The organism is Prauserella oleivorans (assembly GCF_042685745.1).
In the GTDB taxonomy this organism is placed as follows: domain Bacteria; phylum Actinomycetota; class Actinomycetes; order Mycobacteriales; family Pseudonocardiaceae; genus Prauserella_A; species Prauserella_A oleivorans.
The window spans coordinates 3,798,723-3,825,605 of record NZ_JBHUNT010000001.1 but is presented as its reverse complement, the minus strand read 5'-3'; the positions used below and the strand labels follow the sequence as shown (position 1 = coordinate 3,825,605).

Sequence of the window (26,883 nt, the reverse complement as noted above, 5' to 3'; positions counted from 1 at the left end):
CCGGTCAGCGGCCGGTGCGCCACGCGCGGGCGCGGCGGCGCAGGTCGTCGAGCCGGGCCCAGTGTGCGTCGACCGAGCGCCTGCCCGTCTCGGTGAGGCTGATCCACGTCTGCGGGCGCTTGCCCGCGAACTGCTTGCTGATCGCGATCAGCCCACCGGCCTCGAGCTTGGCCAGGTGGGCGGACAGGTTGCCTTTGGACAGACCGGTGAGCCGTTGCAGGAACAGGAAGTCGGCGCTGTCGCAGGCGGACAGTGCGGTGGTGATGGCGAGCCTGGCCGGTTCGTGCACGAGCTTGTCGAGCCCGGCCAGTTCCTCGAACGGCGCGTTCACCGCCCACCCGGCCCGAGTGTGCGGCGCAGGACGAGGTGGCTCCAGCCCGCCACGATCGCGACGGCCGCGCAGAACGCCATGGTCCAGTTCTCGGTGTCGGACAACGGGTGCGGCCCGTCCGGTCCGCCGAGTGGGAGCAGGCTCGCGGCGGCCACGAGACCGGCCACGGCCAGTAGCGCCGGCGTGAGCTGGCGCAGCCACAGCGCGGCGGCCAGGGCGCCGGCGGCGAGCACGAGTCCCTCGACACTCACCGGGACCGGCAGCTCCAGTGCCCGCACCACCATCGCCGCCAGGATGACGCCCGCGGCGGGCCACACGAGCAGGGCGCCGCGCGCGGCGTCCGCGGCGGGCCGCACCCGGCCGTAATGCCTGCGGTACCAGAGGATCGCCGCACCCGCCGCGACCACGGCGACGGCGGCGCCCACCGCCACGAGCCAGCCCGGGAGCCAGCCGTCGGCCCACCCCACGGCCACGGCACACCACACGGCGACCGGGACCACCGCCAGTCCCTGCAGGAACTCGAAGTTCCTCACCACGGAGCGGATGCGGGACGGGTCGGCCTGCTCGCTCATGCGGATCTCCGTTGTCGTCGGCACGGCATGTCCATATTGTCACGCAAACCGGTTTGCGTGACAAACCAGACCCTTCGGAGCGGCGCGGCGTGGGCCGCCCGCGGGTAACGTGAGGCGCGAACCGGCGTCCATCCGTGATATCGCCGACATTCCGCAGGTCCTGTCCCGGCTCGGGACCGCCTCAATCGGTTCAGGTGAGGCGACGCACCCGTACGGCTCCACCAGCGGCCGATAACATCCCCGATACACAGAACTGAACCCGTCAGCAGGAGATCGATCATGACCCAGGCCCCTGTCAACGTCACCGTCACCGGCGCGGCCGGCCAGATCGGTTACGCGCTGCTGTTCCGCATCGCGTCCGGTCAGCTGTTGGGGCAGAACACGCCGGTGAAGCTGCGGCTGCTGGAGATCCCGCAGGCGGTGAAGGCGGCCGAGGGCACCGCGCTCGAGCTGGAGGACGGCGCGTTCCCGCTGCTGGCCGGCGTCGACATCTTCGACGACGCCAAGCAGGCCTTCGAGGGCGTCAACGTCGCGCTGCTGGTGGGTGCCCGCCCGCGCACGAAGGGCATGGAGCGCGGTGACCTCCTCGAGGCCAACGGCGGCATCTTCAAGCCGCAGGGCGAGGCCATCAACGCCGGCGCCGCCGACGACGTCAAGGTGCTCGTGGTGGGCAACCCCGCCAACACCAACGCGCTCATCGCACAGTCGCACGCGCCCGACGTCCCCGCCGAGCGGTTCACCGCGATGACCCGCCTCGACCACAACCGGGCCCTCGCCCAGCTCGCCAAGAAGCTCGGCGTCACGGTGTCCGACATCAAGAAGATGACCATCTGGGGCAACCACTCCGCCACCCAGTACCCGGACATCTTCCACGCCGAGGCCGCCGGCCGGAACGCCGCCGAGGCCGTGAACGACCAGCAGTGGATCGAGAACGAGTTCATCCCGCGCGTGGCCAAGCGCGGCGCCGAGATCATCGAGGCCCGCGGCGCCTCGTCGGCGGCCTCCGCGGCCAACGCGGCCATCGACCACATCTACGACTGGGTCAACGGCACCCCCGAGGGCGACTGGGTGTCGATGGGCGTTCCGTCGGACGGCTCCTACGGCGTCCCGGAGGGCCTCATCTCGTCCTTCCCCGTCACGTGCAAGGACGGCAAGTACGAGATCGTCCAGGGACTCGAGATCGACGAGTTCTCCCGCGGCCGCATCGACGCCTCCGTGCGCGAGCTCAGCGAGGAGCGCGACGCCGTGAAGCAGCTCGGCCTCGTCTGAGCAGCTCCCAGGCTGGTGTCCCGGGCCTGTCGTGACCGCATCGCCGGTCGCGGCAGGCCCGCTTCGTTGAGCAGCCGAACTCCTCCGCTGTCACGATAGGTGCACCGCACCGGCTACGACGATCGCTGGCAGGTCACTCGTGGAGCTGACGGCACAGGAGTTCAGCAGCTATGGTCCGTCCCACTGGGCCGTGCTCGTCGTGTTCGTACTCGGGCTGGTGCTGCTGATCCGGGCCGGGCGCGCGTGGCGCGGCACCGAAGCCCAGACCCGGTTCAGCCGGGTGTTCGCCGTGCTGCTGCTGATCGGGCACGTGGCCGCCCGGTTCTACAGCGTGGCTCTGGGAATCGAAGAGCCGATCGACGCGGTCCCGCTGCACGTGTCCGACCTTGTCGGGTTCGTCGCGGCCTACGCACTCTGGACTCATCGGCGCTGGGCATTCGCGGTCACCTACTACTGGTGCCTCTCCCTGACCACGCAGGCCCTGATCTCGCCGGCCTTCGTCGGCCCTGATTTTCCGCACTACAAGTTCATGGCGTTCTGGGGGCTGCATCTGCTCGCCGTGTGGGCGGCCATCTACCTCACGTGGGGCGTCGGTCTGCACCCGACGTGGCGCGAGTACCGGATCTGCGTGACGATCACCGTGTCGTGGGCTGTGGTGGCGTTCGTGTTCAACAGCATCGCCGGCACCAACTTCGGCTTCCTCAACCGCAAACCGGCCAACCCGTCCGTGCTCGAGCTCCTCGGGCCGTGGCCGTGGTATCTGCTCCCGGAGGCGGTGTTGATCCTCGGTGTGTGGGCGCTGATCACCTGGCCGTGGACGCGCCACGACCGGGCAGGCACCCGTCGGCGGCGCAGGCCGCTCACGCCCCCGTCAGGCCACGGCGCTTGAGCAGGGGTTCGATCTCCGGATCCCGCCCGCGGAACGCGCGGAACGCCTCCATCACGTCGACGCTGCCGCCCTTGGCCAGCAGCTCCCGCCGGAAGTGGTCGCCGTTGGCTCGTGTCAGCCCGCCGTGCTCGCGGAACCACTCGACCGAGTCGGCGTCGAGCACCTCGGCCCAGATGTAGGAGTAGTAGCCCGCCGAGTAGCCGCCGCTGAAGACATGCGCGAAGTAGGTGCTGCGGTAGCGCGGCGGCACGGTGGCGAGCGCGACGCCCGCCTTCTCCAGCGCCTCGGCCTCGAACCGGGCGGCGTCCTCGACCGTGGCGTCCGGGCCGAGCGTGTGCCACGCCAGGTCCAGCAGGGACGCCGCGAGGTACTCCGTCGTGCGGAAGCCCTCCCCGTAGCGGCTCGACTCCTCCAGCTTGGCCACCAGGTCGGCGGGCAGCGGTTCGCCCGTGCGGTAGTGGCGCGCGTAGTTGGTCAGCACCTCCGGCCACAGCGCCCACATCTCGTTGACCTGCGACGGGAACTCGACGAAGTCGCGGGGCACGCTCGTGCCGGAGAACGTCGGATACTCCACGTCGGACAGCAGCCCGTGCAAGGCGTGCCCGAACTCGTGGAACGCGGTGAGCACCTCGTCGTAGGTGAGCAGGGTCGGCTCCCCGGCGGGCGGCTTGGCGATGTTGAGGTTGTTCACCACCACCGGCCGCTCCCCCAGCAGCCGCGACTGGTCCACGTAGGTGTTCATCCACGCGCCGCCGCGCTTGGAGTCGCGCGTGTAGTAGTCGCCGAGGAACAGGCCCAGCGGGCTGCCGTCGGCGTCGAAGACCTCGAACACGCGGACGTCGGGGTGGTAGGTCGGCAGGTCGTGCCGCTCGGCGAACGTGAGGCCGTACAGCCGGTTCGCGGCATAGAACACGCCGTCCCGCACCACGCGCTCGAGCTCGAAGTACGGACGCAGTTCGGCGTCGTCCACGGCGTAGCGGCGGCGGCGGACCCGCTCGGCGTAGTACGCCCAGTCCCACGGCTTCAGCTCTCCGTCCTCGCCGGCCGCGGCCATCTCCTCCCGCAGTTCCGCGGCCTCGGCCTCGGCGTTGGCCACCGCCACCGGGACCAGCCGCTGCAGCAGCCCGAGCGCGGCCTCGGCGGTCTTGGCGGTCTGATCCTCGATGACGTACGCGGCGTGGTGCGGGTGCCCGAGCAGGGTCGCCCGCTCGGCGCGCAACACCGCGATCCGGGTCAGGACCGCGGTGTTGTCGTGCTCGTTGCCGCGGTGACCCCGCGCCGTGGACGCCCGGAACACGCGTTCGCGCAGGCCACGGTCGTCAAGGGAGGCCAGTACCGGTTGCGCCGTGGGGAGGCTCAGCTTGAGCAGGTACTTGCCGTCCTCGCCGCGGGCGGTCGCGGCCTCGGCCGCCGCCGCGACGGCGTCCTCCGACAGCCCGGCCAGCTCCTCCCGGGTGGACACGATCACGGCCAGGTCGTTGGTGTCGGCGAGCAGGTTGTCCTGGAACCGCGTCGACAACGAGGACAGTTCCTCGTTGAGCTCCCGCAGCCGCTGCTGCTTCTCGGGCGGCAGGCCGGCACCCGCGCGCTGGAAGTCGAGGTGGTAGCGGCGCAGCAGCCACGCCTGCTCGGCGGTCAGCTCCAGCGAGTCCCGCTGCTCGTACAGCGTCTCGATACGGGCGGACAACGCCGGGTCCAGGTGGATGGCGTCGGAGTGGGCCGCCAGCCGCGGCGCGATCTCGGCGTGCACCTGCTGCAGGGTGTCATTGGTGTGGGAGCCGACGAGGTTGAAGAACACCGACGCCACGCGGTGCAGCAGCCGCCCCGAGCGCTCCAGCGCCACGATCGTGTTCTCGAAGGTGGGCGGCTCGTGGTTGTCGGCGATCGCCCGCACCTCGGCCGCCTGCTCGGCGATGCCGGCCTCGAACGCGGGCAGGTAGTGCTCGTCGGCGATGCGGTCGAACGGTGGCAGCCCGTGGGGCAGCTCGCTCGGGACCAGCAGCGGGTTGCTCGTGGTGGTCTCGCTCGTCACGCTCGGTCCTTTCGTCCTGTCGAGCCCCCGACGTCGGCGTCCGAGGACATCGTCTTCCTGCTCCGGCGGCGCTTCTTCGGCTCCGGCGGCACGATCCCGGCCAGATCGCCCGCGTTGTCGTTGATCCGCAGCACGAACGGCCGCGTCTCCGTGTAGCGCACGACCGACAGCGACCCCGGGTCGACGACGATGCGCTGGAAGCCGTCGAGGTGCTGGCCCAGCGCGTCGGCCAGGATCGCCTTGATCACGTCGCCGTGGCTGCACAGCGCCCAGACCGCGTGGTCACCGTGTTCGGCGGTGATCCGCGCGTCGTGCTCGCGCACCGCGGCGACCGCCCGTGCCTGGACGTTGGCCAGCCCCTCACCGCCGGGGAACACCGCCGCCGACGGGTGGGCCTGGACCACCCGCCACAGCGGCTCTTTCACCAGCGTCTTGAGCTCGCGGCCCGTCCACTCGCCGTAATCCACTTCGGACAGCCGGGACTCGGTGACCCGCTCCAGGCCGCGGTGCCTCGCCAGCGGGTCGAGTGTCTGCTTGCAACGCAGCAGCGGCGACGACACCAGGCCCGCCAGCGGCACCGTGCGCAGGCGATCCACGAGTGCCTGCGCCTGGGCACGGCCGGTGTCGTCGAGGCCCACCTTCGGCGTGCGCCCGGCGAGCACGCCGGAGCCGTTCGCCGTCGACCGGCCGTGCCGCAGCAGAATGACGGTTCCCACACCGCCACCCTACGGGGTGCTAGCTCCCCACCGGACCGGCATCGGGGTCCAGCACGCCGGTGAAGACGAGCACGAACAGCAGGATGCCGAGCACGACGCGGTAGATCACGAACGGCAGGAAGCTGTTGCTCTTGATGTAGGACATCAGCCACGCGATCACCGCGTACCCGACACCGAACGCCACCACCGTCGCCAGGATCGTCGGGCCCCACGCCGGGCCCTGCCCCTCACCGATGTCGGTGAGCTTGTACAGACCGGACGCGAGGACCGCGGGCACGGCCAGCAGGAACGCGTACTCGGCGGCGTCGGCGCGCTTGTAGCCGAGCAGCAGGCCGCCGGTGATCGTGCCGCCCGACCGGGACACCCCGGGCACGAGCGCGAGCGCCTGGAACAGCCCGTAGGTGATGCCGTGCGGCACCGTGAGGTGGTCGAGATCGCGGTCCTGCCGTCCGATCCGGTCGGCCAGCAGCAGCAGGAGACCGAACACGATCAGCGTGGTCGCGGTGATGCGCAGGTCGCGGAACACGTGGTCGATCTGTTCCTGGAACAGCAGGCCCAGCACCGCGATGGGGATCGACCCGACGATGATCAGCCAGCCCATCCTGGCGTCCGGGTCGTGCCGGTACTCGGGCTTGTACAGCGACTGGAACCAGTGCCCGATGATCCGCCCGATCTTGCGGCTGAAGTAGAGCAGGACGGCGAGCTCGGTCCCGATCTGGGTGACGGCCGTGAACGCCGCGCCCGGGTCTCCCCAGCCCGCGAACGCGGCGGTGATCCGCAGGTGGGCGCTGGACGAGATGGGCAGGAACTCGGTGAGGCCCTGGACCAGCCCCAGGACCAGTGCTTCGAACCACCCCATCAGGCGACCCCGGCCAGCTCGAGTGCCTCGACGACGGTGCGCAGACCCTCCGGGGCCTGCTCCGGCGCGAGGAACGGCGCGACGGTCAGCGTGGTGGCCCCGGCCTCGGCGTAGGCGGCCAGGCGCTCGGCGATGCGCTCCTTGGGGCCCAGCAGCGAGGTGGCGTCGAGGAACGCCAGCGGTACCGCGGCCATGGCGCCCTCGTAGTCCTTGGCCAGGTAGCGGTCCTGGACCTCGGCGGCCTCGGCCTCGAAGCCCATCCGGCAGGCGAGCTGGTTGTAGAAGTTCTTCTCCCGGCTGCCCATGCCGCCCAGGTACAGGGCGGCGTAGGCGCGCACGGAGTCGGCACACGTCGTCCAGTCCTCGCCCGGAACGAGCGGGACGGTGGGTGCGATGTCGAAGCCGTCCAGCGTGCGCCCGGCCTTCTCGGCTCCCGCGCGCAGGTGGCCGAGGTGTTCGCCCGCGTGCTCGGGCGAGAAGAACACGGGCAGCCAGCCGTCGGCGATCTCGCCGGTCAGCTCGATGTTGCGCGGGCCGATCGCGGCGAGGTAGGTCGGGATGCGGTCGCGCACGGGGTGCACGGTGAGCGTGAGTGCCTTGCCGGGGCTGTCGGGCAGCGGAAGCTGGAAGTGCTTGCCCGAGTAGCGGACGCGCTCGCGGCGCAGAGCCGTGCGCACGATGTCGACGTACTCCCGGGTGCGGCCGAGCGGCGCGGTGAACCGCACGCCGTGCCACCCCTCGGAGACCTGCGGGCCCGAGACACCGAGCCCGAGGCGGAACCGGCCGCCCGACAACGAGTCCAGCGTCGCGGCGGTCATCGCCGTGGTGGCGGGTGTCCGCGCCGGGATCTGCAGGACCGCGCTGCCGACGTCGATTCTCGACGTCTGCGCGGCGATCCAGGCGAGCACCGTGGGAGCGTCCGATCCGTACGCTTCCGCCGCCCACACCACCGAGTACCCGAGCTCGTCGGCGTGCTTGGCGAGGGCGAGGTTGGCCGCGTCGTTACCGGCGCCCCAATATCCGAGATTCAAACCCAATCGCACGGTCGCCGACACTAGCGGGGGCACTCGCCGACGATCCGAAGCGCCTTCGTCGAACTCCGGAACCGCCTGTCGTTACGCTGGGCAGTCATGGAATGCCGCCCGCTCGGCACCTCCGGTCTGAAGGTGTCCCGCATGGCCCTCGGCACGATGTCGTGGGGCACGGCCACCGACGCCGAGGAGGCCGCCAACCAGCTCGTCGCGTTCGTCGACGCCGGGGGCACGCTCGTCGACACCGCCGACATCTACGCCGACGGCGAGAGCGAGCGGATCCTCGGCTCGCTGCTGACTGACCTGGTGCCCCGTGACGACATCGTCGTGGCGACCAAGGCGGTGGCCCGGCGCGCCGACGGCCCGTTCGGTGGCGGCGCCTCGCGCGGCGCGCTGCTGTCGGCGCTCGACGGTTCGCTGCGCAGACTCGGCAGTGACCACGTCGATCTGTGGCAGCTGCACGCGTGGGACAGCACGGTGCCGTTGGAGGAGACGCTCTCGGCACTGGACTACGCCATCACCAGCGGCAAGGTGCGCTACGCCGGGGTGTCCAACTACTGCGGCTGGCAGCTGGCCACGGCGGCGGCCGGGATGACGCAGCACCGGATCGTCTCCACGCAGGTGGAGTACTCGCTGCTGGAACGCGGGGTCGAGCGCGAGGTGGTGCCCGCCGCCGCCTACCACGGGATCGGGCTGCTGCCGTGGGCGCCGCTCGGCCGCGGTGTACTCACCGGCAAGTACCGCAGCGGCACCCCCGCCGATTCGCGCGGCGCGTCCACGACCTACGCCGGTTACGTCGAGCAGCACCGCACCGAACGGGCGAGCCGCATCGTGGAGGCCGTGGCCACGGCCGCCGACGGGCTCGGCACCTCTCCGCTCGCCGTGGCCCTGGCCTGGGTGCGCGACCGGCCCGGAGTGGTCGCGCCGGTGGTGGGTGCGCGCGACACCGGGCAGCTGTCCGGCTCGCTGGCCGCCGAGGAGCTGACGTTGCCGAGCGCGATCCGCGCCGCGCTGGACGATGTCAGTGCCGTCGAGTTCGGCTATCCGGAACGGTGGCCGACCTGACCATCGCGTGACGCCGCCGCCGCGGTGCGGAATGCTGGTTCCGTGACAACCCGTAACCCCTGCGACCTGTCGGAGGTCCGCGTGCACGACAATCGGCGGAGCCCGCTCACGCGGACCGACCGGGTGCGGGTGTCCCGCAAGACACAGGAGGTCCGCGTGCACGACAATCGGCGGAGCCCGCTCACGCGGACCGACCGGGTGCGGGTGTCCCGCAAGACACAGGAGGCCGTGTGATCCGCGCCCGTGACCGTGTCCGCGCCGCCCGGCGGGTCGGCCTGGTGTGCCTGGCGGGCGTGCTGGTGCTGACGGGCTGCTCGGACACCGGTGGCGGCGGGGACGCGCTGCAGGTCGTGGAGAACCCGACGGCCGCGGTCGCCGCACCGTCACCGGCGGCGACGGTGCGGCCTGCGGGCGAGATCGTGCCGCAGAGCGGAGAGATCACCGCCACCGCGACCATGGGCCGCACGCTCGCCGTCGCGGTGGCCGACCCGGCGTCGGTGCTGCTCTACGACCTCGACGACCTCCGCGCACGGCCGACGACGGTGCCGCTGCCGGGTGCCGTCGAGGAGCTCACCCCGGCCGGCGACGCGGTGGTGGCGAGCCTGCCCGGTGCGCGCACCCTGGCGCGGATCGCGGTCCCGTCGGGCGAGGTGCGGACGACGAAGGTCCAGGGCAAGCCCGCGGGCACGGCGGTGCAGGGTGGCCGGACGTTGGTCGCCGTGCGCGACCGCAAGGCCGTCGATGTCCTCGACGGCGACACCGTGAGCAAAACCATCACGGGTGAGCTCTACAGCGCGGACGACGTGCTGGTCGCGGGCGGGGCGACCGTGGTGCTCGACAAGCTGCGCACGGCCGTGTTCTCCGTCGATGTGGAGGAGGGCACGATCCGCGAGGGCCTGCGGGCCGGTGAGGGCGCCACCAACGCCGTCACCGACTCCTACGGCCGGGTGCTCGTCACCGACACGCGGGGCGACGGGCTGTTGGCGTTCAGCACCGACCCGCTGCTGCTGCGGCAGCGCTACCCGGTGCCGGGCGGCATCTACGGCATCGCCTACGACGCGCGCCGCGGTATCGCGTGGGTCACCCTGACGGGGCGCAACCAGGTGGTCGGCTACGACGTACGGGGTGGTGAGCCGACGGAAAAGTTCCGTTTACCCACCGTTCGCCAGCCGAATTCGGTTACCGTCGACCAACGGACATCCCGGGTCATCATCGGTTCGGCAGCCGGGGAAGGGATCCAGGTGATCACGCGATGAGGAATGCGGAAGCGGTGGTCGACGAGGATTGGGAATACCGCCGGGTGCAGCTGCCACCAGGCATGTCCCGCGTGACCGCCGCGGTGCAGCTGTCCATCCAGGCGGAATTCTCCGGGTGGGAGCTCTCGAACGTACGACTCTATTCGGACGGGACCCGCCGCGTGTGGCTGCGCAGACGGCGTACCCGCGCCGCGGTGGGGCTGCCCGGCCTCATGACGTAGCGGAGGGTGCCGCGGCACCCCGCAACAGCCGCTCCCCCGTCACCCGCAGGTACTCGCGCAACTCGGGCGGGCCGACCACGTCGAAGTCGGCGTCGATCGAGGTGAGCACGAGCACCAGCCAGTCGAACGTGTCCACGTTCATCACGAGCCGGCACGACACGTCGTCCAGTGGTTCCACCTGTCCCCAGCGGCCGACGACACGCTGCACATGATCGGCCGCTGCCCGGACGGTGACCACGGCTTCGTACTGCGTGGGCACCATGGCGGTCTGCCTGCGGGCGAACTCCGCGGCGTCGCCGCCGGGCAGCTCGCGCGGCCGGAACCGTGCGCCGGTGGCGCGCGGGTCGGTGAGCCGGTCGACGCGGAAGGTGCGCCAGCCATGCTTCTCCGCGTCCCACGCGACCAGGTACCAGCGGCGGCCGAGTGACACCAGCCGATGCGGTTCGACCAGCCGCGAGGTGCGGGTGCCGTCGCGGGCGGTGTAGTCGAACCGGAGTCGCTCGTCGTCCCGGCACGCCTGGGCGATCACGGTGAGAGCGGTCGCGTCCACGGTCGGCCCGCCGCCCGGCGCCGCCGGCACGGTGTAGGCCTGCAGGGCGTCGACGCGCCGGCGCAGCCGGGGAGGCATCACCTGGATGACCTTGGTGAGCGCCCGGACCGAGGTCTCCTCGATGCCGTCGAGCGCGCTGCCCGCCGCCGTGCGGAGGCCGACCGCGATGGCGACGGCCTCCTCGTCGTCGAGGAGCAGCGGCGGCATCGCCGCGCCCGACCTGAGCTGGTACCCGCCGGCCACGCCGCGGTTTGCGTCGACGGGATAGCCGAGGTCCCGCAGCCGGTCGATGTCACGGCGCAGGGTCCGCTCGCTGACCCCGAGCCTGCCGGCGAGCTCACCGCCGGGCCAGTACCGATGCGTCTGCAGTAGGGACAGCAACCGCAGCATGCGTGCGCTCGTGTTCGCCATGTCTTCAGTATCCGTCCCATTCCGGTCAAGAAGTGACCGCTGCGAATCCTAGCGTGGGTGCCATGACCTCCACCATGATTCACACACACGCCTTGACCAGGCATTTCACGGTCAAGAAGCAGACCGTTGAGGCGGTGCGCGAGCTCGACCTGCACGTCGGCAAGGGCGAACTCGTGGCGCTGCTCGGCCCGAACGGCGCCGGGAAATCCACCACCCTGCGCATGCTGACCACGCTGCTGCGGCCCACCTCCGGCACCGCCGAGGTCGCCGGGCACGACGTGGTCGCCGACCCGCGGGGTGTGCGCCGCCGCATCGGCTACATCGGGCAGGGCAACGGCGCCGGGCACAGCCAGCGGGCGCGCGACGAGCTCGTCAGTCACGGCCGGGCGTACGGACTGTCCGTGGCCGCGGCCCGTGAGCGCGCCGCGGCCTTGATCGGATCACTGGACCTGGACTCGGTGGCCGACCGCGTCGTCTCGTCGCTGTCCGGCGGCCAGCGCAGGCGGCTGGACATCGCGATGGGTCTGATCCACGCGCCCGAGCTGCTGTTCCTCGACGAGCCGTCCACCGGGCTCGACCCGCAGAACCGGGCGAACCTGGCCGAACACATCGTCCGGCTGCGCGCCGAGCACGGGACCACGATGGTGCTCACCACGCACTACCTCGAGGAAGCCGATCAGCTCGCCGAGCGGGTGATCGTGATCGACCACGGCCGGGTCATCGCGGACGACACGCCCGCGCGGCTGAAGGCCGCCCACGCCGGCGACCGCATCTCGCTGCTGTTCGACCACGAGCACGAGGCGCAGCGGGCCGCCGACCGCGTGCTCGCCGTCGCCGACGGTGCCGAGCTGACCCGCGCCGGCGCCCGGGTGGACCTCCGGGTCGACGGCGGCGCCGCGCTCGCGCCGAAGCTGTTGCGGGGGCTGGACGAGGCCCACATTCCGGTCGCGAGCGTCGAGGTTGTCCGCCCGACGCTCGACGACGTGTTCCTCGCCCTGACCGGACGCAGCCTGCGCGAGGAGAGCGCGGGCGGGCCCGGGCTGGAGCGTGCGGCATGAGCACCACGTTCGTCACCGACACGGCCGCCGTCCTCAGCCGCGAGCTGCGTCCGGTCCTGCGGGACCCGTTCTCCGTGATCTTCTCGATGCTGCAGCCGCTGGTGTTCCTTGCCCTGTTCGCACCACTGTTGCCCGATTCGGGTGGTGAGCCGGCGGTGCAGTGGTTCGTACCCGGGATCATCGTCATGTCGTGCCTGTTCGGCACCTCGGCCACCGGCTCCAACCTGCTGTACGAGATCCAGACCGGCGCGCACGAACGGATGCTGGTGTCGCCGCTGAGCCGCTCGGCTCTGATCGTCGGGCGCGCGTTCAAGGAGATCGTGCCGGTGCTCGCGCAGACGGTGCTCATCGTCGCGGCGACTATGCCGTTCGGTTTCGAGCCGCACCTCGGCGGTGCCCTGCTGGCGCTGCTGATGCTGGCGGTGTTCAGCGTCGGCCTGGGCGCGTTGTCGTACACGCTCGCGCTGGCAGCGAAGAACACCGAGTGGATGTTCTGGGCGGTGCAGCAGACCGTCATCTTCCCGGTGTTGCTGCTGGCGGGTGTGCTGCTGCCCCTCGAGAACGGGCCGGGCTGGTTGCGGACGGTCTCGCACCTCAACCCGCTCACCTACGTCGTCGACGCCACGCGGGCGCTCTTCGACGGCGAGGTGTGGTCGGGGACCGTGGGTGGTGGTGTGCTCGCCGCGATCGCGGTCGCGGCGCTGGGCTTGCTCGTCGGAACGCGGGCGGTGCGGCGCGGCGGCGGGTGAGTGCCGCGGTTTCTCGGCAGCGGTGTGTGGTACCCGGCACACCGGTCCCGAGAGGAGGGTCATGCGGGAACACGCCGGAATGGAGCAGCCGTGGGGGTCGAGAACCCCGTACGGGCCTGGGGATCCGTGGCCGGTGCGGGTGGACTGCCACCTCGCCGACGGCGTCACCGAGGACGACGTCGACCGGTGGGTGCCGAGCGCCGCGGTGCTGCATTCCAACGGCGACGGTCTCGAGCTCGCCGTGCGGGACGGGCGCCTCGTGGGCGTCCGGGGCCGCGCGACCGACCGGGTGAATCACGGCAGGCTCGACCCCAAGGACCGCTACGGGTGGCAGGCGAACGCCGCGCCGGACCGCCTGACCACGCCGCTCGTCCGGGACGGGGGTCGGCTGGTCCCGGCGTCGTGGGAGGAGGCGATGTCGCGCATCGTCTCCCGCAGCAGGGAACTGCTCGCCGAGCGGGGCCCGAGCGCACTCGGCTTCTACACCAGCGGTCAGCTGTTCGCCGAGGAGTACTACACGCTGGCCGCCATCGCCCACGGCGGCCTGGGCACGGTGCACCTCGACGGCAACACCCGCCTGTGCACGGCGACGGCCGCGGCCGCGCTGAAGGCGTCGTTCGGGTGCGACGGCCAGCCCGCGTCCTACACCGACGTCGACCACGCCGACGTGCTCGCCCTGTTCGGCCACAACGTCGCCGAGACCCAGGCCGTGCTGTGGGAACGGATGCTCGACCGGCTGGCCGGGCCCGAACCACCCGCCCTGCTGTGTGTGGACCCGCGGGAGACGCCCGTGGCCCGCGCGGCCACACTGCACCTGCGGCCGCTGCCGGGCACCAACGTCGCGCTGATGAACGCGCTGCTGCACGAGATCATCGCCCACGACTGGGTCGACCACGACTTCGTCGAGCGGCACACCGTCGGCTACTCCGATCTGACCTCGGTGGTGGCCGAGTATCCGCCCGAGCGAGCCGCACGCATCTGCGGTCTCGACGCCGGTGAGATCCGCGAGGCGGCCAGGATGCTCGGCACGGCGCGGCGGCTGCTGTGCACGGTGCTGCAGGGCTTCTACCAGTCGCACCAGGCGACGGCGGCGAGCGTGCAGGTCAACAACGTCGCCCTCGTCCGGGGCATGCTGGGCAGGCCCGGGTGCGGGGTGCTGCAGATGAACGGGCAGCCGACCGCCCAGAACACCCGGGAGTGCGGCGCCGACGGCGACCTCACCGGGTTCCGGAACTGGGAAAACCCCGGCCACATCGCCGAGCTGGCGCGGCTGTGGAACGTCGACGAGCTGCGGATCCCGCACCACACGCCGCCGACACCGGCGATGCAGATGCTGCGCTACGCCGAGAACGGCACGCTGCGCTTCTGGTGGGTGTCGGCGACCAACCCCGCCGTGTCGCTGCCCGAACTCGCGCGGGTGCGCTCGATCCTGCGTCAGGACAGCCTGTTTCTCGTGGTGCAGGACGCGTTCCTGACCGAGACCGCGCAGTTCGCCGACGTTGTGCTCCCCGCCGCGATGTGGGGCGAGAAGACGGGCGTGTTCACCAACGCCGATCGCACGGTGCACCTGTCGGAGAAGGCCGTCGACCCCCCGGGCGAGGCACGATCCGATCTGGACATCTTCCTCGACTACGCACGCCGCATGGATCTGCGCGACCGCGACGGTGCCCCGTTTCCCTCGTGGACGGACCCGGAGTCGGCGTTCCGGGCGTGGCAACGGGCGTCCGCGGGCAGACCGTGTGACTACACCGGACTGAGCTACGCCAAGCTCCGCGCCGGGGGCGTGCAGTGGCCGTGTGACCACGACCGTCCCGACGGCACGGAACGGCTCTATACCGACGGCCGGTTCTTCGCCCACCCCGACTACTGCGAGAGCTACGGCCGCGACTTCGTCACGGGCGCACCGATGCAACCGGACGAGTACCGGGCGATGAACCCGGAGGGCAAGGCGATGATCAAACCCGCCGAGTATCTCACTCCACACGAGACGGTCAGCGGCGAGTTCCCGCTGGCACTCATCACCGGCCGCACCCTCTACCACTTCCACACGCGAACCAAGACCGGGCGCGTCCCGCAGTTGCAGGACGCCGCGCCCGAGGTCTGGGCCGAACTCGCCACGGGCGACGCCAGGCGGCACGGCATCGCCGAGGGCGACCGCGTGGCGATCGAGACGGAACGCGGGGTTGTCCGCGCGCGGGCGCGGATCGGCGGTGTCCGGGACGGCGTGGTGTTCCTGCCGTTCCATTACGGCTACTGGGACACCGGCGACCCGGCGGACGGGTCGGGTGATCGCGCGGCCAACGAGCTCACCCGCACCGAGTGGGATCCGGCGTCCAAGCAACCGCTGTTCAAGACGGCTGCGGCCCGCCTCCGGCGCCTCGGTGGGGACGGTGCGTGATGGCGCTCGACGTGGTGGTCCGGGAGCTGCACCGCGGGGAGTCCGCGCTCGCCCGCGAGCTGCTGGGCGTGGCCGACCGACACCGGGCCGAGTCCGAGGTGTACCACGTGGCGCTGGATCTGGCGGCGTGGTCGCAGGACCACGTCCGGCAGCTGGCCGACGCGGCACGCGCCCACGGCATCGAGCCGGACGGTGACCGCGGCGTGGGCCCCGGCGATTCGGGATGGCCTGGCGAACCGGACGGCGTGCTGCCGGCCGTGCTCGCCGACCTGCGGCGGCTCCATGGCCATGCCACCGGCGTCGCGCTCGACTGGGAGTTGCTGGAGCAGGGTGCCCGGGCGGTCAAGGACGTCGATCTGCTCGACCTCGCCCGGCGGTGCCGTCCGCGAACGCGGCGGCAGGTGACGTGGGCCGACGCGATGGCGAAGACGCTGGCGCCCCAGCTCCTGGCAGGCTGAACCGGCGAGGTGCCGCCCGGAGGGCGCAGCCCACGGTGACCGCTGTGACACCCGCTTGACAGAAGCTTCGAACGGCTGTTCGAATTCTCTGCGTGGACGGAGCCGAATGTCCTGCCTCGCCGTCGAACACCGCGATGAGCGTGTGACCCGCTGACGTGACTGGGAGATCCCGACATGACCAGTAAGTTCACCGAGCTGGCGATCGACTGCGCCGACCCGCACGGTCTCGCCCGGTTCTGGTGCGCGGTTCTCGGCTACGAGGTGCAGGACCAGGAAGACGAAATCGTCACGATCGGTTCCCCGACGGTGCCCGAGGGCAGGAACCGCCGTGGCCCGGTGCCACCGACCTTGACTTTCGCGCGCGTGCCCGAGGGCAAGACCGCCAAGAACCGGCTCCACATCGACGTCAACCCGACCGACCGGGAGCAACACGACGAGGTCGCTCGCCTGCTCGATCTGGGTGCCCGGCACGTGGACGTCGGTCAGGGCCAGCAGAGCTGGGTCGTGCTTGCCGACCCCGAAGGCAACGAGTTCTGCGTCCTGGCCGACCGCTGCCCCTGAGCCCGGGAGAGCAGATGAACCAGCCAGCTCGACCGCCGTGCCGGTGGTGGCGGCGGGACGTCAGCTCGACGCCGATCCGTCCGGTGTGGACGCCGGCCGAAACGCCGCCCGGCTCGTTCCGCCCGGTGGAGCCCGCTGAGTGGGTGTGGGCCGATCTGCGCGGCGCCCTGCGCCGCGACCCGTTCTCCTTCCACGACGACGCCCCGGAGGGGCTGCAGTACCGATACGAGGTGAAGGGCCTGTTGCGCGGGTGGATGCCCGCGGTGGACGGCGGGATGCTCGGCCTCGTCTCCTACCAGCTGCTCACCGCGGACAGGGAGTGGCGAACGGTCGTCACCGCGTTCGTCCCGCGGCATAAGATCCGGTTCCGGGCGCGCAGCGGGCGCGAGATCATCTGAGAACCGCCCGCGCGCGGACGTGGATCCGCTCGCCCTGCGGGCCGAACAGGCTGAGAACCTCGGCCGGTTCGGGCCCCGCGTTGCCGAACCAGTGCGGCACGTGCGTGTCGAACTCGACCACCTCCCCGGGCGTCAGGACCAGGTCGTGGTCACCGAGCACGAGACGGATCCGGCCGGACAGCACGTACAGCCACTCATAGCCCTCGTGCGTCTGAGGCTCCGGTTCCTGGTTCGGCCCCTGCGGCGGAATGATCTGCTTGTACGCGCGCACGCCTCCGGGACGCCGGGTCAGCGGCAGGTACGTCATGCCGTGGCGCACGATCGGGCGCGGATGCACCCGCGGATCCGCCGTCACCGGCGCGTCCACGATCTCGGTCAGCGGCACCCGGTGCGCCTTCGCGAGCAACAGCAGCAGCTCCAGCGTGGGCTTGCGGCGGCCCGATTCCAGCCGCGACAGCGTGCTGACCGAGATGCCGGTGGCTTCCGACACCTGCGCCAGGGTGGCCCCACGCTTGCGACGCAACGCCCGCAGCCGCGGACCGACCGCGTCGAGGACCTCGTCGAGCGAGGTCACGGCGTCCTCCATGCCCGCCAGTTTGCCAGATCGGCAACGTTTCTTGTCGCCGTCGCGATTCTGCCGGACAGTCGGCTCAGCAGGATGAGCGCGGAGGAGGCGCATGGTGAAGGACAGCTACGACGTCGCGGTGATCGGCGGCGGTGCCGCGGGACTCGGCGCGGCCTTGACGCTCGCGCGGGCGCGCCGTTCGGTCCTGGTGGTCGACGACGGCACGCCCCGCAACGCACCCGCGGGCCACGTCCACAACTACCTCACCCGCGACGGCACCCCGCCCTCCGAACTCCTGGCCGCGGGACGCGCCGAGGTCGCCGGCTACGGCGGCGAGATCGTCGACGGCCGGGTGGTCACCGCGCGGCGCACCGACGACGGCACGTTCACCGTGGAGCTCGCCGATGGCGGGCCCGTGCGGGCGCGACGGGTGATCGTCACGACCGGCCTCGTCGACGAGCTGCCGGACGTGCCCGGACTGGCGTCGCGGTGGGGCCGCGACGTCCTCCACTGCCCCTACTGCCACGGCTGGGAGGTGCGCGATCGCTCCATCGCCGTGCTCGCGACCACGACCGCGTGGGCGCTGCACCAGGCGCTGCTGTTCCGCCAGCTCAGCAGTGACATCACCGTGCTGCTGCACACCGCGTCCGACCCGGACCCGGACGAGCGGGAACGGCTCGACGCCCGGGGAATCCGGGTGGTGTCCGGCAAGGTGGCCGAGATCGAGGTGACCGGCGACCGGTTGTCCGGGGTACGGCTGGTCTCCGGCGAGGTCGTCGGCTGCGATGCGCTCGTGGTCGCGCCGCGGTTCGTCGCCCGCACCGAGGTGTTCACCGGGCTGGGCCTGCACCCGCGCGAGCACGTCGTCAACGGACATGTGCTGGGCTCCGCGATCCCGGCGGACCCCTCGGGTGCCACCGACGTGCCGGGCGTGTGGGTAGCGGGCAACGTCACCAACCTGGCGGCACAGGTCATCGGCGCCGCGGCAGGAGGTGTCGCCACGGCGGGCGCCGTCAACGCCGACCTCGTCGAGGAGGACACGCGGCTCGCCGTCGAGCAGCGGCGCCGTCGGCACGACGCGTCCTCGACGGAGGACGAACGGGAGGCGTAGGACCGTGTTCCCGGACCGGCGGCACCGCGGGAAGCTCCACGTCAGTCCGGCAGCAGCGGGACGGAGAGCCCGGGGTCCTTGCCGAGCAGCGTGGCGCGGGTGACGGCCGTGGAGCCGAACCGGTCACGCACCGTGTCCAGGGTGGCGTCGAGGGCCGGATCGCCGCCGGGTCCGAACGGCAGGGCGAGTTGCACGGCATCGGCGTTGTCCAGATTGGTCAGTGAGACACCGATCAGCGTGATACCGGCCTGTTCGATGAGCGGCAGGGCGGCGGCGAGCAGGCCGCGGGCCGTGGCGAGGATGACCTCGGTCTGCGCGGTCGGCTCGACCATGGTGTGCGACCGCGTCGCCCTCGTGTAGTCCGCGAACCTCAGGCGCAGCACGACCGTGCGGCACACCCGCCCGGCCCCGCGCAGGCGCCGGGCCAGCTTGTCCACCAGGCCCGCCAGCATCGCGTCGAGCTCGGCAGGCGACCGCCGGCGCCTGCCGAGCGCACGCTGCGCCCCCATGGACCGCCGCCGGCGACCCACCCGCACCGGGCGCGGATCCCGGTTGTGCGCGAGCGCGTGCAGGTGCCGGCCCGCCGCGCGGCCGAGCATGGCCACCAAAGACCGCTCGTCCAGCGCGGCCACCTGCCCGACCGTCGTGATCCCGCGGGCACGCAGCTTCGCGGCGGTGACCGCGCCGACACCCCACAGCCGCTCGACGGGCAGTGGATGCAGGAACTCCAGCTCGCCGTCGGACGGCACCACCAGCAGACCGTCCGGCTTGGCCACCCCACTGGCGACCTTCGCGAGGAACTTCGTCCGCGCCACGCCCACCGTGATCGGCAGCCCGACCTGTTCGGCGACGTCCTGACGCAGCCTGCGGGCGATCTCCGACGGTGTGCCCGCGATCCGTCGCAACCCGCCGACGTCGAGGAACGCCTCGTCGATCGACACGCCCTCGACGTTCGGAGTGGTCCGCTCGAACACGCCGAACACCGCCTTGCTGGCGGCCGAGTACGCCGCCATGCGCGGCGGCACGACGATCGCGTGCGGGCACAGCCGCCGCGCCTGCCCGCCGCCCATCGCCGTGCGCACCCCGTAGGCCTTCGCCTCATAGCTGGCGGCGAGCACCACTCCCCCGCCGACGATCACCGGCCGCCCGCGCAGGCGTGGATCGTCGCGCTGCTCGACGGAGGCATAGAACGCGTCGAGGTCGGCGTGCAGGATCGGCCCCTCGGTGCTCACGAACGTATGTTCGCATCGGCCACCGACAAGAACCGCGCCACAGAGCTCGCCGGCCCGGGGGAGCAAGATCAATCCACCGTTCAGCAAGGCCACCGGGAACGTTCACACCCCCGACAGCGACCCCGCCGAAACTGTCGAGCATGACCCGAAAGACCCGGAATGTCCTGATCGCCACCGCGCTGGCCGCGGCCGCGCTCGCCGGCTCCCCCACCGTCGCCCCCGCCGTGGCCGCACCGCCGAGCACATTCGACCGCATCCACGACACCCTGCTGCGGCACGGTCAAGGCGCACCGCTGATGATCGCCGCCCACCGCGGGCAGTGGCGGGACGCACCCGAGAACTCGCTCGCCGCGATCCGCCACGCCATCGCAGACGGCGCCGAGATCGTGGAGATCGACGTCCGCCGCACCCGAGACGGACATCTCGTCCTCATGCACGACGAGACGGTCGACCGCACCACCGACGGCACCGGCCGCGTCGCCGACCTCACCCTCGCCCAGATCAAATCCCTGCGACTCAAGCAGGGGCTCGGCGGCAGCCAGGCGCCCCTCACCGAGCACACCGTGCCGACCTTCGAGGAAGCCGTGCGCACCGTGCAGGGTCGCGCTCTGGTCAACCTCGACAAGGGCTGGGCCGTGCGCGAGGAGATGTACGAGGTGCTGCGGCGCACCGGCACCGTCGACCATGCGCTGTTCAAGGGCAGCCCCACCGTCGCCGAGGCCGCGGCGTTCATGGCCCGCGACCCCGAGATCCTCTACATGCACATCGTCGACGACGGCAACGCCGACGCCGTCGGCACGTTCCCCGGCCGGCAGCCCGTGGCCTACGAGGTCGTCTTCGACGACCCCGCCGACCCGCAGGTGCAGCCCGCGACACTCGCGAAGATCCGCGACACGAGCCGCGTCTGGATCAACACGATGTGGAAGGGCCTGGCCATGGAGTACACCGACGAGGCGTCGCTGCGCGACGAGCGACTCGGCTGGCGTCCCGTGGTCAAGACCTACGGCGCGAGCATGATCCAGACCGACAACGTCGAGGCACTGGACTACTGGCGCGACGGCGGCAACCTCGACCACTACGGCAGGCAGCCCGGCAACCGCTCGATCCGGATCGAAGCCGAGGACTTCGCCCCGGGCGGCGACGGCGTCGGCTACCACGACCTGGACCCCAACCGCTGCACCGTCGCCCGGCTCGACGAGGGCGTCGACATCTGCGACCTCGAGGGCGCCATCGCGGTCAACTGGATCCGCGCGGGCGAGTGGCTGAAGTACCGGGTGAGCGTGCCCGTCACGGGCGTCTACGACGTCTCCGCGCGCGTGTCGTCGCCCTACTCCCCGGCCGGCACGGTAACGCTCGACTGGGGCGAGGACACCAGCGCCCCGATCCGCATCGTGACGACCACGCACCACGAGGCGTTCGAGGTCCAGCACCTGCAACGGCGTCACCTCACCAAGGGCACCCACGAGCTCGTCGTCCGCATGAACGACAACGAGTTCCAGAACTTCAACCTCGATCACCTTCAGCTCGACCGCGTCGGCTGACCGGCCACATCGGACCGGCCGGGCACGACCGGCCGGTCCCCGGCCCACCGGTAGGCGAGGCGGTACATCGCCCGCACCTCGCGGCCGCCGCCCAGCCACCCGTGGAAATACAGGTGCCCGGCTGCCACGTCGGCGCCGCCGGGAGACTCGATCCCCGTCGACGCCGACGTGAGCAGCGGGCCACCCGCCTTGCGGTACGGACCTTTCAGCGACGACGCCGTCGCATAGCGGGTCTGGTAGTGCCGGCTCCGGAAATGGTTGGCCGCGTAGAACAGCACGTACCCCGACGGCCGCCGCACGAGCACCGGCGCCTCCACGATCCCGCCCTCGTCCGGCCGGTCCGCCCGCAACAACGGCGTCGGCGCCCCGCCGAGCGCCATCCCACCCGGCTCGACCGGCTGGAGCCAGATCGTCGCCGGGTCCGCGTTCGTCTTGTACACCAGATAACGCCTGCCGTCCTCGGCGACGAAGCTCGCCGGATCGATGACCCCGCCGAGCCGTGACTCGCACACCAGCGGCTCCGGAGCGGGCCGGAACGGTCCCTCCGGACGCGGCGCCGTCGCCGCACCCACGCACAACGTGCCGTCGCCCGCGCGGGGGCCGGTGAAGTACAGCAGGTAGTCACCATTGGGCCGGACCGACACGTCCGGAGCCCACGCACCCGCGCCGACGGCCATCCAGCGGGGCCGCCTGGGCAGCGCGTCCCCGCCCACCTGCCAGCTCGCCCCGTCCACGCCGCCCACGGCGTAGGGCACGCGCTGCCGCTCGGTGCCCGTGGCATACGCGTAATGGACCCCGTCCGCCACGATCACCTCGGGATCGGGGAAATCCCGCGGAATCAGCGGTTCCGGAACAACCGCCCACGCGGACGGCATCCCCAGCGTCGCCACCAGCCAGCACGTCACCATCACGGTCAGTCGCGATCTCACCACGGAAGGCTACCCACGGTGAGCGACCGGACGACCCACCCGATCCGGTGGAGCTCAGCGTCGCAGCCGCGCCTTCGCCCGCCAATACGCCCGCCGAGCCGACATCACCTGCGGATACTGCTCGGACAGCTGCATGACAACCTGCCGGAGCCGCACGGCCCGCGCCTTCTTCGGTGGCCTGCGCGCCGGCGCGGACGTGGCCTCGGCCGGACGCTGCAGCAGATCCGCGATCGCGGTCACGGCGATGTCGAGGAGTTCGGCGTCGCCGGGTTCGAGCCCTTCGGCCGTCTCGGGCGGATCGGCAGGCGGGTCGGCCGGAAGCAGCTCCGCCAGGTCGCCGACCACGTCGACACCGGCAGCGGTGACCTCCGCGATGTGCCGCTCGGCGGTGTCCCGCACCCAGCCGGCGTCCTGCTTCGGCAGCGGAATGTGCGTACGCCCGCTACGCCCGGCGAGCACCGTCGCGGCGAACCGGTCCTTGACCGAACCCGCGTAGTGCAGCCAGGGGAAGTCGTCGTCGAGCGCCTGGTTGACCCGGCGCAGCAGCTCCGTCTCGGCGTACCCCAACGAGAAGTTGCCGTAGTGCGGAACATCGGTCGAGTACCGCGCCGGGTCCAGGCCCAGTAGCGAAGCGAACCGCTCCCACAGCAGGCCGGGCCGCGCGCCGCGGGGCGGCACCGTCACCACGTGGACGCGGTCGGAGGGCAGGCCCTGGCTCCACGTGCGCAGCACCCGAGGCAGGTCCTGGTAGTCCCAGAACAGCCTCGCCGTGTCGTCCAGTTCCCCCCCACGCAACGACGCCAGTAGCTCGGCGAAGGACGTGCTCTGCCTGGTCTTGACATTCTCCTGCCACACCGACGGGATCTGCCGCGCCAGGTCACGCGCGGTGCAGACGACGTGCACCTCGGCGAACCCGAACGCCGACAGCACCTGCGCCGCCTCCTCCGGGCTGGCCGGCGCCAGCAGCTCCGACGAGATCACCGTCGTCCCCCGGAACGAGCGAGCCTCCTCGACGATCCACGCCCACGACCCGGCCGTGCGCGTCTCCCGCCAATCGCCGTACCGCCCCGGATGCACGTCCATGGCCGCCCGGTGATGGGCGCCGAGGTCGTGCCCGGGGAAGAACACCCCGTCGGCGGCGAGGGCGTCGCGGTGATGCCACATCAACTCCTGCAGCGAGGTCGTTCCCGTCTTCGGCAGGCCGATGTGCAGATACACGCGCTGCGTTGCGGAGGTCATGGCCCCGGAAGCGTAGTCGGTGGCGCCGGATGGTTTGCTGGGCCCTTCGCGGCGAGTTTCGCTCTGAACGAGACGTGCCGCGTGCCGACGGGCATGATGACCACCACGCGCGTGACAACGGCCCATTGCCGACGACAACCGGAGGAGGACGTCTATGTCAGCGGGCCCGGCCCTGCGTCTCAACCGCGGTGCCACGGTGTGGCTGACCGGATTATCCGGCGCGGGCAAGTCGACGGTCGCCCGCACCGTCGCGGACCTCGTCGGCTCCGATGCCGAGGTGGAAGTGCTCGACGGCGACGAGATCCGCACGACGATCTCCAGCGACCTCGGCTTCTCCCGCCGGGACCGGGATGTCCAGGGCCGCCGCGTCGGCTTCATCGCCGAACTGCTGGCCCGCCACCGCGTGCTGACGCTCGTGCCGGTGATCGCTCCCTACGCCGAGACCCGGCAGGCCGTCCGCCAACGACACCACCAGCGCGGCTCGGCGTTCTTCGAGGTGTACGTCAGCACTCCGCTGCAGGAATGCGCGCGGCGCGACCCGAAAGGTCTCTACGCCAGGGCCGCCGCGGGCGAGGTGAAGGGACTGACCGGTGTCGACGACGTCTACGAACGTCCCGAGCACCCGGATCTCGAGCTCGACACGAGCCGGCTCCCGCCCGAGACCGCCGCGAAGAAGATCGTCGACCTCCTGCACGAGCGCGGCCTCGTCGAGTACCTCGACTCTTCAGCACCCACCACCAGCGACGCCGGTGTGCGCTGAGCCGCGGTCCGCAACTCCGGTGGTAGGCGGGCACGCCCACCCGCGACCACGGGAGTAGCGCAGGTGACCACCGTGGAGGGACGCGAAAGGCACCGGCAGACCCGAGCATGGTGACGTGACTTCCGCACCTCGCCCGCCCGAATCGCTGCGCCATCGCCTGGACTGGCGGCTGGTCGTCGCCCTCACCGTTGTCGCCCTGCTCCGTCCGATCGCCTCGATCACCGGGGTCAGCGACGCGCTCGGCAAACCCGCGACGCCGATCATCCTCACCGTCGCCATCTCGGTGGTGTGGATTCTGGTCGCGGGCCTCGGCCGCGCCCGCGACCCCCTGCTGACCCTTGTCGCCACGGGACTCGTCTATGCGCTCGCGTCGCTGGTGCTCAGCGCCGTGCTCTCCCCGATGATGCATGGTGAGCTGCAGGGCCCGCTCGCCAACCCGGCGGCGATCGTCCCGCTGTTCGCGGTCAACGCCGCCTGGGGTGCCGCCTGCGGGCTTTGCGCCCTCGGCCTGCGCAGGCTTCGGTCCTGACTCCGCTCAGCGGAACGCGGGCACGCCGGTCAGCGCCTGCCCGATCACCAGCTGGTTCCTCTGCACGTCGCCCTCGTGAACAGTCCGGTGTGGACGGTCGGATTCCGACGCTCGCACCGGCCATCGACGACCTCGCGGACACCTGGAGGAAGCTCGGCCCGCCGACCCCGCCGGCTACAGGCGAATAGACCAGTCGGCCGAAATCCGGGCCGGGCCCGGCCGCGTCCGTGCTGTGTGGTGACGGCATGGTGAGGTGAGAGGAGTGCAGGTAGTGTCTCACAAAGCCACGCCGTATAGGTCATTATACACTTTACCGACGTGACAACCTACCGCTGGTAACGACGCCAGGGAGGTCACCGCATGTCGCCACGGGTCACCGTCGAACGAGACGGCCACGTCCTGCTGATCGGAGTCGACCGCGCAGCCAAGCGCAACGCGTGGGACCGGCAGACCATCGACGAGGTCGGCCTCGCCTACGATCGGCTCGCCGACGATCCCGACGCGCGCGTCGGCGTGCTGTACGGACACGGTGACCATTTCAGCGCCGGCCTCGACCTCACCGACGTGTGGCCTGCCGTGCAGGAACACGGCCCCGACGCCCTCGCCGGCGCGGGCAAACACGACCCGTTCGGCCTGTGGAAGCCGCCCGTGCCCAAGCCGATCGTGCTCGCCGTGCAGGGCATCGCCTTCACCCTGTCGATCGAGCTGGCGCTCGCCGCCGACATCGTGATCGCCGCCGAGGACGTCCGCTTCCGCCAGCTCGAGATCGGGCGGGGCATCATCCCGTTCGGCGGAGCGACCCTGCGCGCACCCGCGCAACTGGGCTGGGGCAACGCGATGCGCTTCCTGCTCACCGGCGAGGAGTTCGGCGCCGCCGAGGCGCACCGCATCGGGCTCGTGCAGGAGGTCGTCCCCGCAGGCACGCAACTCCAGCGCGCGGCCGAGATCGCCCGGGTCATCGCCGCGCAGGCACCACTCGGCGTGCAGGGCACGCTCGCGAACGCCCGCCTCGCCGAGCGCGCCGACTCCGAACGGGCCGCCGCCGACCACCTGCGGACGCTGCTGCCCGACATCATGGCCAGCGAGGACGCCCAGGAAGGGCTGCAGAGCTTCGTCGAGCGCCGCGAAGCCCGGTTCACCGGCCGCTGACGCGCCCCGCGCTGGGGATCACCCGCCGGACCGGGGAACGTCTCCCCGCCACGCGCCGGTCTCGCTCCCGCGGCGCTCGATGAACTGCTTGAACCGCTGCAGGTCGCCGTCGACCCGCTTCTCGATCACGCCGGCCTTGTCGGCCGCCTTCTCGGCGAATCCCTCAGGGTCGATGTCCATCTGAGCGGTCACCCGGGTGACGCCGTCGGCGATCTTGTGGAACGTGATGACCCCGGCGTGGTCGGGCCCCGAGTCGGAGGTCCACGCGACGCGCTCCTCGGGATGCTGCTCGGTGATCGTGGCGTCGAACTCGCGCCTCACGCCGCCGATCTTGGTGACCCAGTGGGTGTGCGTGGGATCCAGCTGCCGGATCTCCTCGACACCCTCCATGAACTCCGGGAACGACTCGAACTGGGTCCACTGGTTGTAGACCGTGGAGATCGGAACGTTGACGTCCACGGCCTTCGTGATGGTGCTCACGCAACCTCCTCGGTCGCTGGCGGTCAGGTCGGACAGGCGTGGCGTTCGCCTCCGGGCGATCCGGGTACCCGGGCTCCATGACCTACACACCCGAGACGCCGCGAGTCGACGCCGACCCGGACGTCGCCACGGTGACCGCCATCGGCAGGCTCACCGAGGCACTCGAGACCATCGAGATCGCGCGCGGCCACCTGTACGCCTTCCATCAGCTGACCGGGACGGCCGACTTCGCCGTCGGCGACGCCATCGACATGCTCCGGGACGCCGGGCACCCGGAGTTCGCCGAGCGGCTGGAGCGGGAGCTGCTCGGCCGCAACGTGCTCCCCGGCCGCTGGACGTTCCAGGTCGTGGAGGATTACGAGGACACCTACTACGAGCCGTTCCGGGCTCTGGAGCGACAAGGACGGGAGCTCACCGGCGGGATGCGGCACCTGCACGAGGCCGCACTCAAGCGCAAGCGCCGCTCGCACGGGATCTCCGGCCACGAGGCGAGGCCGGACGAGCCGGCCGCCGGGTGACCCGGC

30 protein-coding genes are annotated in these 26,883 nt (G+C 71.4%); 18 read left to right on the top strand and 12 right to left on the bottom strand.

What is annotated here, in order from left to right; all coding sequences use genetic code 11:
* Nucleotides 1–4: 4 nt before the first annotated feature.
* Nucleotides 5–331 carry a transcriptional regulator gene (locus ACFSZT_RS18775; RefSeq protein WP_377390818.1) on the bottom strand — a complete coding sequence of 109 codons (327 nt, stop codon included), beginning with the start codon at nucleotides 329–331 and terminating at the stop codon, nucleotides 5–7.
* Entirely contained in the window at nucleotides 328–903 is a 576-nt protein-coding gene (locus tag ACFSZT_RS18770; RefSeq protein WP_377390816.1) for a hypothetical protein, read from the bottom strand. Before ACFSZT_RS18770 ends, ACFSZT_RS18775 begins: the two co-directional genes overlap by 4 nt.
* Nucleotides 904–1,182: 279 nt before the next feature.
* On the opposite strand from ACFSZT_RS18770, the gene ACFSZT_RS18765 reads away from it, so the two are divergent.
* Complete coding sequence (locus tag ACFSZT_RS18765) at nucleotides 1,183–2,172, top strand: malate dehydrogenase (protein WP_377390814.1); 990 nt, start codon at nucleotides 1,183–1,185, stop codon at nucleotides 2,170–2,172.
* Nucleotides 2,173–2,311: 139 nt separating this feature from the next.
* A complete protein-coding gene (locus ACFSZT_RS18760) occupies nucleotides 2,312–3,061 on the top strand; it encodes a YwaF family protein (protein ID WP_377390812.1) in 750 nt (249 codons plus the stop codon).
* Here the strand turns inward: ACFSZT_RS18760 and ACFSZT_RS18755 are convergent.
* From ACFSZT_RS18755 to ACFSZT_RS18740, 4 genes are read right to left on the bottom strand one after another with little or no spacing between them, the layout of a single operon-like run.
* Nucleotides 3,033–5,093 carry a M3 family metallopeptidase gene (locus ACFSZT_RS18755; RefSeq protein ID WP_377390810.1) on the bottom strand — a complete coding sequence of 687 codons (2,061 nt, stop codon included), beginning with the start codon at nucleotides 5,091–5,093 and terminating at the stop codon, nucleotides 3,033–3,035. The genes ACFSZT_RS18760 and ACFSZT_RS18755 overlap by 29 nt on opposite strands.
* Complete coding sequence (locus tag ACFSZT_RS18750) at nucleotides 5,090–5,809, bottom strand: histidine phosphatase family protein (protein WP_377390808.1); 720 nt, start codon at nucleotides 5,807–5,809, stop codon at nucleotides 5,090–5,092. The genes ACFSZT_RS18755 and ACFSZT_RS18750 overlap by 4 nt, the downstream gene beginning before the upstream one ends.
* Before the next feature lie 19 nt (nucleotides 5,810–5,828).
* Nucleotides 5,829–6,668 carry an undecaprenyl-diphosphate phosphatase gene (locus ACFSZT_RS18745; protein ID WP_377390806.1) on the bottom strand — a complete coding sequence of 280 codons (840 nt, stop codon included), beginning with the start codon at nucleotides 6,666–6,668 and terminating at the stop codon, nucleotides 5,829–5,831.
* Entirely contained in the window at nucleotides 6,668–7,711 is a 1,044-nt protein-coding gene (locus ACFSZT_RS18740) for an LLM class F420-dependent oxidoreductase (protein ID WP_377390804.1), read from the bottom strand. The genes ACFSZT_RS18745 and ACFSZT_RS18740 overlap by 1 nt, the downstream gene beginning before the upstream one ends.
* A gap of 87 nt (nucleotides 7,712–7,798) precedes the next feature.
* Here ACFSZT_RS18740 and ACFSZT_RS18735 point away from each other — a divergent pair, with 87 nt between their 5' ends.
* The 4 genes from ACFSZT_RS18735 (at nucleotide 7,799) to ACFSZT_RS18720 (ending at nucleotide 10,241) form a co-directional block, all read left to right on the top strand.
* Entirely contained in the window at nucleotides 7,799–8,764 is a 966-nt protein-coding gene (locus ACFSZT_RS18735) for an aldo/keto reductase (RefSeq protein WP_377390802.1), read from the top strand.
* An 81-nt stretch (nucleotides 8,765–8,845) separates the two neighbouring features.
* Nucleotides 8,846–8,998, top strand: a complete 153-nt coding sequence (locus ACFSZT_RS18730) for a hypothetical protein (RefSeq protein ID WP_377390800.1) — start codon at nucleotides 8,846–8,848, stop codon at nucleotides 8,996–8,998.
* Nucleotides 8,998–10,020: a YncE family protein gene (locus ACFSZT_RS18725; protein ID WP_377391560.1), complete on the top strand. Its 1,023-nt coding sequence runs from the start codon at nucleotides 8,998–9,000 to the stop codon at nucleotides 10,018–10,020. Before ACFSZT_RS18730 ends, ACFSZT_RS18725 begins: the two co-directional genes overlap by 1 nt.
* Nucleotides 10,017–10,241, top strand: coding sequence for a DUF5703 family protein (locus ACFSZT_RS18720; protein WP_377390798.1), 225 nt, complete (start codon nucleotides 10,017–10,019; stop codon nucleotides 10,239–10,241). Before ACFSZT_RS18725 ends, ACFSZT_RS18720 begins: the two co-directional genes overlap by 4 nt.
* On the opposite strand, the gene ACFSZT_RS18715 is transcribed toward ACFSZT_RS18720, so the two are convergent.
* On the bottom strand, nucleotides 10,231–11,202 hold the full coding sequence (locus ACFSZT_RS18715) for a helix-turn-helix transcriptional regulator (protein ID WP_377390796.1): 972 nt from the start codon (nucleotides 11,200–11,202) through the stop codon (nucleotides 10,231–10,233). The genes ACFSZT_RS18720 and ACFSZT_RS18715 overlap by 11 nt on opposite strands.
* Before the next feature lie 62 nt (nucleotides 11,203–11,264).
* Between ACFSZT_RS18715 and ACFSZT_RS18710 the strand changes: the two genes are divergently transcribed.
* The 6 genes from ACFSZT_RS18710 (at nucleotide 11,265) to ACFSZT_RS18685 (ending at nucleotide 16,824) form a co-directional block, all read left to right on the top strand.
* Nucleotides 11,265–12,260, top strand: a complete 996-nt coding sequence (locus ACFSZT_RS18710; protein WP_377390794.1) for an ATP-binding cassette domain-containing protein — start codon at nucleotides 11,265–11,267, stop codon at nucleotides 12,258–12,260.
* Nucleotides 12,257–13,009 (top strand): ABC transporter permease, encoded by a 753-nt coding sequence (locus ACFSZT_RS18705; protein ID WP_377390792.1) that lies wholly within the window; start codon nucleotides 12,257–12,259, stop codon nucleotides 13,007–13,009. The genes ACFSZT_RS18710 and ACFSZT_RS18705 overlap by 4 nt, the downstream gene beginning before the upstream one ends.
* Nucleotides 13,010–13,070: 61 nt before the next feature.
* Complete coding sequence (locus ACFSZT_RS18700) at nucleotides 13,071–15,407, top strand: molybdopterin oxidoreductase family protein (protein WP_377390790.1); 2,337 nt, start codon at nucleotides 13,071–13,073, stop codon at nucleotides 15,405–15,407.
* On the top strand, nucleotides 15,407–15,865 hold the full coding sequence (locus ACFSZT_RS18695) for a hypothetical protein (protein ID WP_377390788.1): 459 nt from the start codon (nucleotides 15,407–15,409) through the stop codon (nucleotides 15,863–15,865). Before ACFSZT_RS18700 ends, ACFSZT_RS18695 begins: the two co-directional genes overlap by 1 nt.
* A gap of 174 nt (nucleotides 15,866–16,039) precedes the next feature.
* Nucleotides 16,040–16,426, top strand: a complete 387-nt coding sequence (locus ACFSZT_RS18690) for a VOC family protein (RefSeq protein ID WP_377390786.1) — start codon at nucleotides 16,040–16,042, stop codon at nucleotides 16,424–16,426.
* 14 nt (nucleotides 16,427–16,440) lie between these two features.
* Nucleotides 16,441–16,824 (top strand): hypothetical protein, encoded by a 384-nt coding sequence (locus ACFSZT_RS18685; protein ID WP_377390784.1) that lies wholly within the window; start codon nucleotides 16,441–16,443, stop codon nucleotides 16,822–16,824.
* On the opposite strand, the gene ACFSZT_RS18680 is transcribed toward ACFSZT_RS18685, so the two are convergent.
* Nucleotides 16,817–17,410 (bottom strand): helix-turn-helix domain-containing protein, encoded by a 594-nt coding sequence (locus tag ACFSZT_RS18680; RefSeq protein ID WP_377390782.1) that lies wholly within the window; start codon nucleotides 17,408–17,410, stop codon nucleotides 16,817–16,819. The genes ACFSZT_RS18685 and ACFSZT_RS18680 overlap by 8 nt on opposite strands.
* A 91-nt stretch (nucleotides 17,411–17,501) precedes the next feature.
* On the opposite strand from ACFSZT_RS18680, the gene ACFSZT_RS18675 reads away from it, so the two are divergent.
* On the top strand, nucleotides 17,502–18,500 hold the full coding sequence (locus tag ACFSZT_RS18675; protein ID WP_377390780.1) for an NAD(P)/FAD-dependent oxidoreductase: 999 nt from the start codon (nucleotides 17,502–17,504) through the stop codon (nucleotides 18,498–18,500).
* 41 nt (nucleotides 18,501–18,541) lie between these two features.
* Here ACFSZT_RS18675 and dinB read toward each other — a convergent pair whose 3' ends face one another.
* Entirely contained in the window at nucleotides 18,542–19,732 is a 1,191-nt protein-coding gene (gene dinB / locus ACFSZT_RS18670) for a DNA polymerase IV (RefSeq protein WP_377390778.1), read from the bottom strand.
* A gap of 140 nt (nucleotides 19,733–19,872) precedes the next feature.
* On the opposite strand from dinB, the gene ACFSZT_RS18665 reads away from it, so the two are divergent.
* Entirely contained in the window at nucleotides 19,873–21,273 is a 1,401-nt protein-coding gene (locus ACFSZT_RS18665) for a glycerophosphodiester phosphodiesterase family protein (protein ID WP_377390776.1), read from the top strand.
* On the opposite strand, the gene ACFSZT_RS18660 is transcribed toward ACFSZT_RS18665, so the two are convergent.
* Nucleotides 21,252–22,202, bottom strand: a complete 951-nt coding sequence (locus tag ACFSZT_RS18660) for a glycoside hydrolase family 43 protein (RefSeq protein WP_377390774.1) — start codon at nucleotides 22,200–22,202, stop codon at nucleotides 21,252–21,254. The two genes, ACFSZT_RS18665 and ACFSZT_RS18660, sit on opposite strands and share 22 nt — an antisense overlap.
* A 54-nt stretch (nucleotides 22,203–22,256) precedes the next feature.
* Nucleotides 22,257–23,441, bottom strand: coding sequence for a hypothetical protein (locus ACFSZT_RS18655; protein WP_377390772.1), 1,185 nt, complete (start codon nucleotides 23,439–23,441; stop codon nucleotides 22,257–22,259).
* Between the two features lie 154 nt (nucleotides 23,442–23,595).
* Between ACFSZT_RS18655 and cysC the strand changes: the two genes are divergently transcribed.
* From cysC to ACFSZT_RS18640, 3 genes are all read left to right on the top strand, one after another.
* A complete protein-coding gene (gene cysC, locus ACFSZT_RS18650; RefSeq protein ID WP_377390770.1) occupies nucleotides 23,596–24,201 on the top strand; it encodes an adenylyl-sulfate kinase in 606 nt (201 codons plus the stop codon).
* Between the two features lie 115 nt (nucleotides 24,202–24,316).
* Complete coding sequence (locus ACFSZT_RS18645; protein WP_377390768.1) at nucleotides 24,317–24,730, top strand: hypothetical protein; 414 nt, start codon at nucleotides 24,317–24,319, stop codon at nucleotides 24,728–24,730.
* Nucleotides 24,731–25,090: 360 nt separating this feature from the next.
* The gene (locus tag ACFSZT_RS18640; protein WP_377390766.1) at nucleotides 25,091–25,879 is read left to right on the top strand and encodes a crotonase/enoyl-CoA hydratase family protein; all 789 of its coding nucleotides are present in this window, start codon (nucleotides 25,091–25,093) and stop codon (nucleotides 25,877–25,879) included.
* A gap of 18 nt (nucleotides 25,880–25,897) precedes the next feature.
* Here ACFSZT_RS18640 and ACFSZT_RS18635 read toward each other — a convergent pair whose 3' ends face one another.
* Complete coding sequence (locus ACFSZT_RS18635) at nucleotides 25,898–26,359, bottom strand: SRPBCC family protein (RefSeq protein WP_377390764.1); 462 nt, start codon at nucleotides 26,357–26,359, stop codon at nucleotides 25,898–25,900.
* 77 nt (nucleotides 26,360–26,436) lie between these two features.
* Between ACFSZT_RS18635 and ACFSZT_RS18630 the strand changes: the two genes are divergently transcribed.
* A complete protein-coding gene (locus tag ACFSZT_RS18630; RefSeq protein WP_377390762.1) occupies nucleotides 26,437–26,877 on the top strand; it encodes a hypothetical protein in 441 nt (146 codons plus the stop codon).
* Nucleotides 26,878–26,883 lie beyond the last annotated feature (6 nt).

Bases quoted from the DNA above. Each gene is read 5' to 3' on its own strand.
- ACFSZT_RS18770 (WP_377390816.1), bottom strand. From the start codon at position 903: ATGAGCGAGCAGGCCGACCCGTCCCGCATCCGCTCCGTGGTGAGGAAC.
- ACFSZT_RS18765 (WP_377390814.1), top strand. From the start codon at position 1,183: ATGACCCAGGCCCCTGTCAACGTCACCGTCACCGGCGCGGCCGGCCAG.
- ACFSZT_RS18745 (WP_377390806.1), bottom strand. From the start codon at position 6,668: ATGGGGTGGTTCGAAGCACTGGTCCTGGGGCTGGTCCAGGGCCTCACC.
- ACFSZT_RS18735 (WP_377390802.1), top strand. From the start codon at position 7,799: ATGGAATGCCGCCCGCTCGGCACCTCCGGTCTGAAGGTGTCCCGCATG.
- ACFSZT_RS18720 (WP_377390798.1), top strand. From the start codon at position 10,017: ATGAGGAATGCGGAAGCGGTGGTCGACGAGGATTGGGAATACCGCCGG.
- ACFSZT_RS18715 (WP_377390796.1), bottom strand. From the start codon at position 11,202: ATGGCGAACACGAGCGCACGCATGCTGCGGTTGCTGTCCCTACTGCAG.
- ACFSZT_RS18710 (WP_377390794.1), top strand. From the start codon at position 11,265: ATGACCTCCACCATGATTCACACACACGCCTTGACCAGGCATTTCACG.
- ACFSZT_RS18705 (WP_377390792.1), top strand. From the start codon at position 12,257: ATGAGCACCACGTTCGTCACCGACACGGCCGCCGTCCTCAGCCGCGAG.
- ACFSZT_RS18700 (WP_377390790.1), top strand. From the start codon at position 13,071: ATGCGGGAACACGCCGGAATGGAGCAGCCGTGGGGGTCGAGAACCCCG.
- ACFSZT_RS18695 (WP_377390788.1), top strand. From the start codon at position 15,407: ATGGCGCTCGACGTGGTGGTCCGGGAGCTGCACCGCGGGGAGTCCGCG.
- ACFSZT_RS18690 (WP_377390786.1), top strand. From the start codon at position 16,040: ATGACCAGTAAGTTCACCGAGCTGGCGATCGACTGCGCCGACCCGCAC.
- ACFSZT_RS18685 (WP_377390784.1), top strand. From the start codon at position 16,441: ATGAACCAGCCAGCTCGACCGCCGTGCCGGTGGTGGCGGCGGGACGTC.
- ACFSZT_RS18680 (WP_377390782.1), bottom strand. From the start codon at position 17,410: ATGGAGGACGCCGTGACCTCGCTCGACGAGGTCCTCGACGCGGTCGGT.
- ACFSZT_RS18675 (WP_377390780.1), top strand. From the start codon at position 17,502: ATGGTGAAGGACAGCTACGACGTCGCGGTGATCGGCGGCGGTGCCGCG.
- ACFSZT_RS18665 (WP_377390776.1), top strand. From the start codon at position 19,873: ATGACCCGAAAGACCCGGAATGTCCTGATCGCCACCGCGCTGGCCGCG.
- ACFSZT_RS18655 (WP_377390772.1), bottom strand. From the start codon at position 23,441: ATGACCTCCGCAACGCAGCGCGTGTATCTGCACATCGGCCTGCCGAAG.
- cysC (WP_377390770.1), top strand. From the start codon at position 23,596: ATGTCAGCGGGCCCGGCCCTGCGTCTCAACCGCGGTGCCACGGTGTGG.
- ACFSZT_RS18640 (WP_377390766.1), top strand. From the start codon at position 25,091: ATGTCGCCACGGGTCACCGTCGAACGAGACGGCCACGTCCTGCTGATC.
- ACFSZT_RS18630 (WP_377390762.1), top strand. From the start codon at position 26,437: ATGACCTACACACCCGAGACGCCGCGAGTCGACGCCGACCCGGACGTC.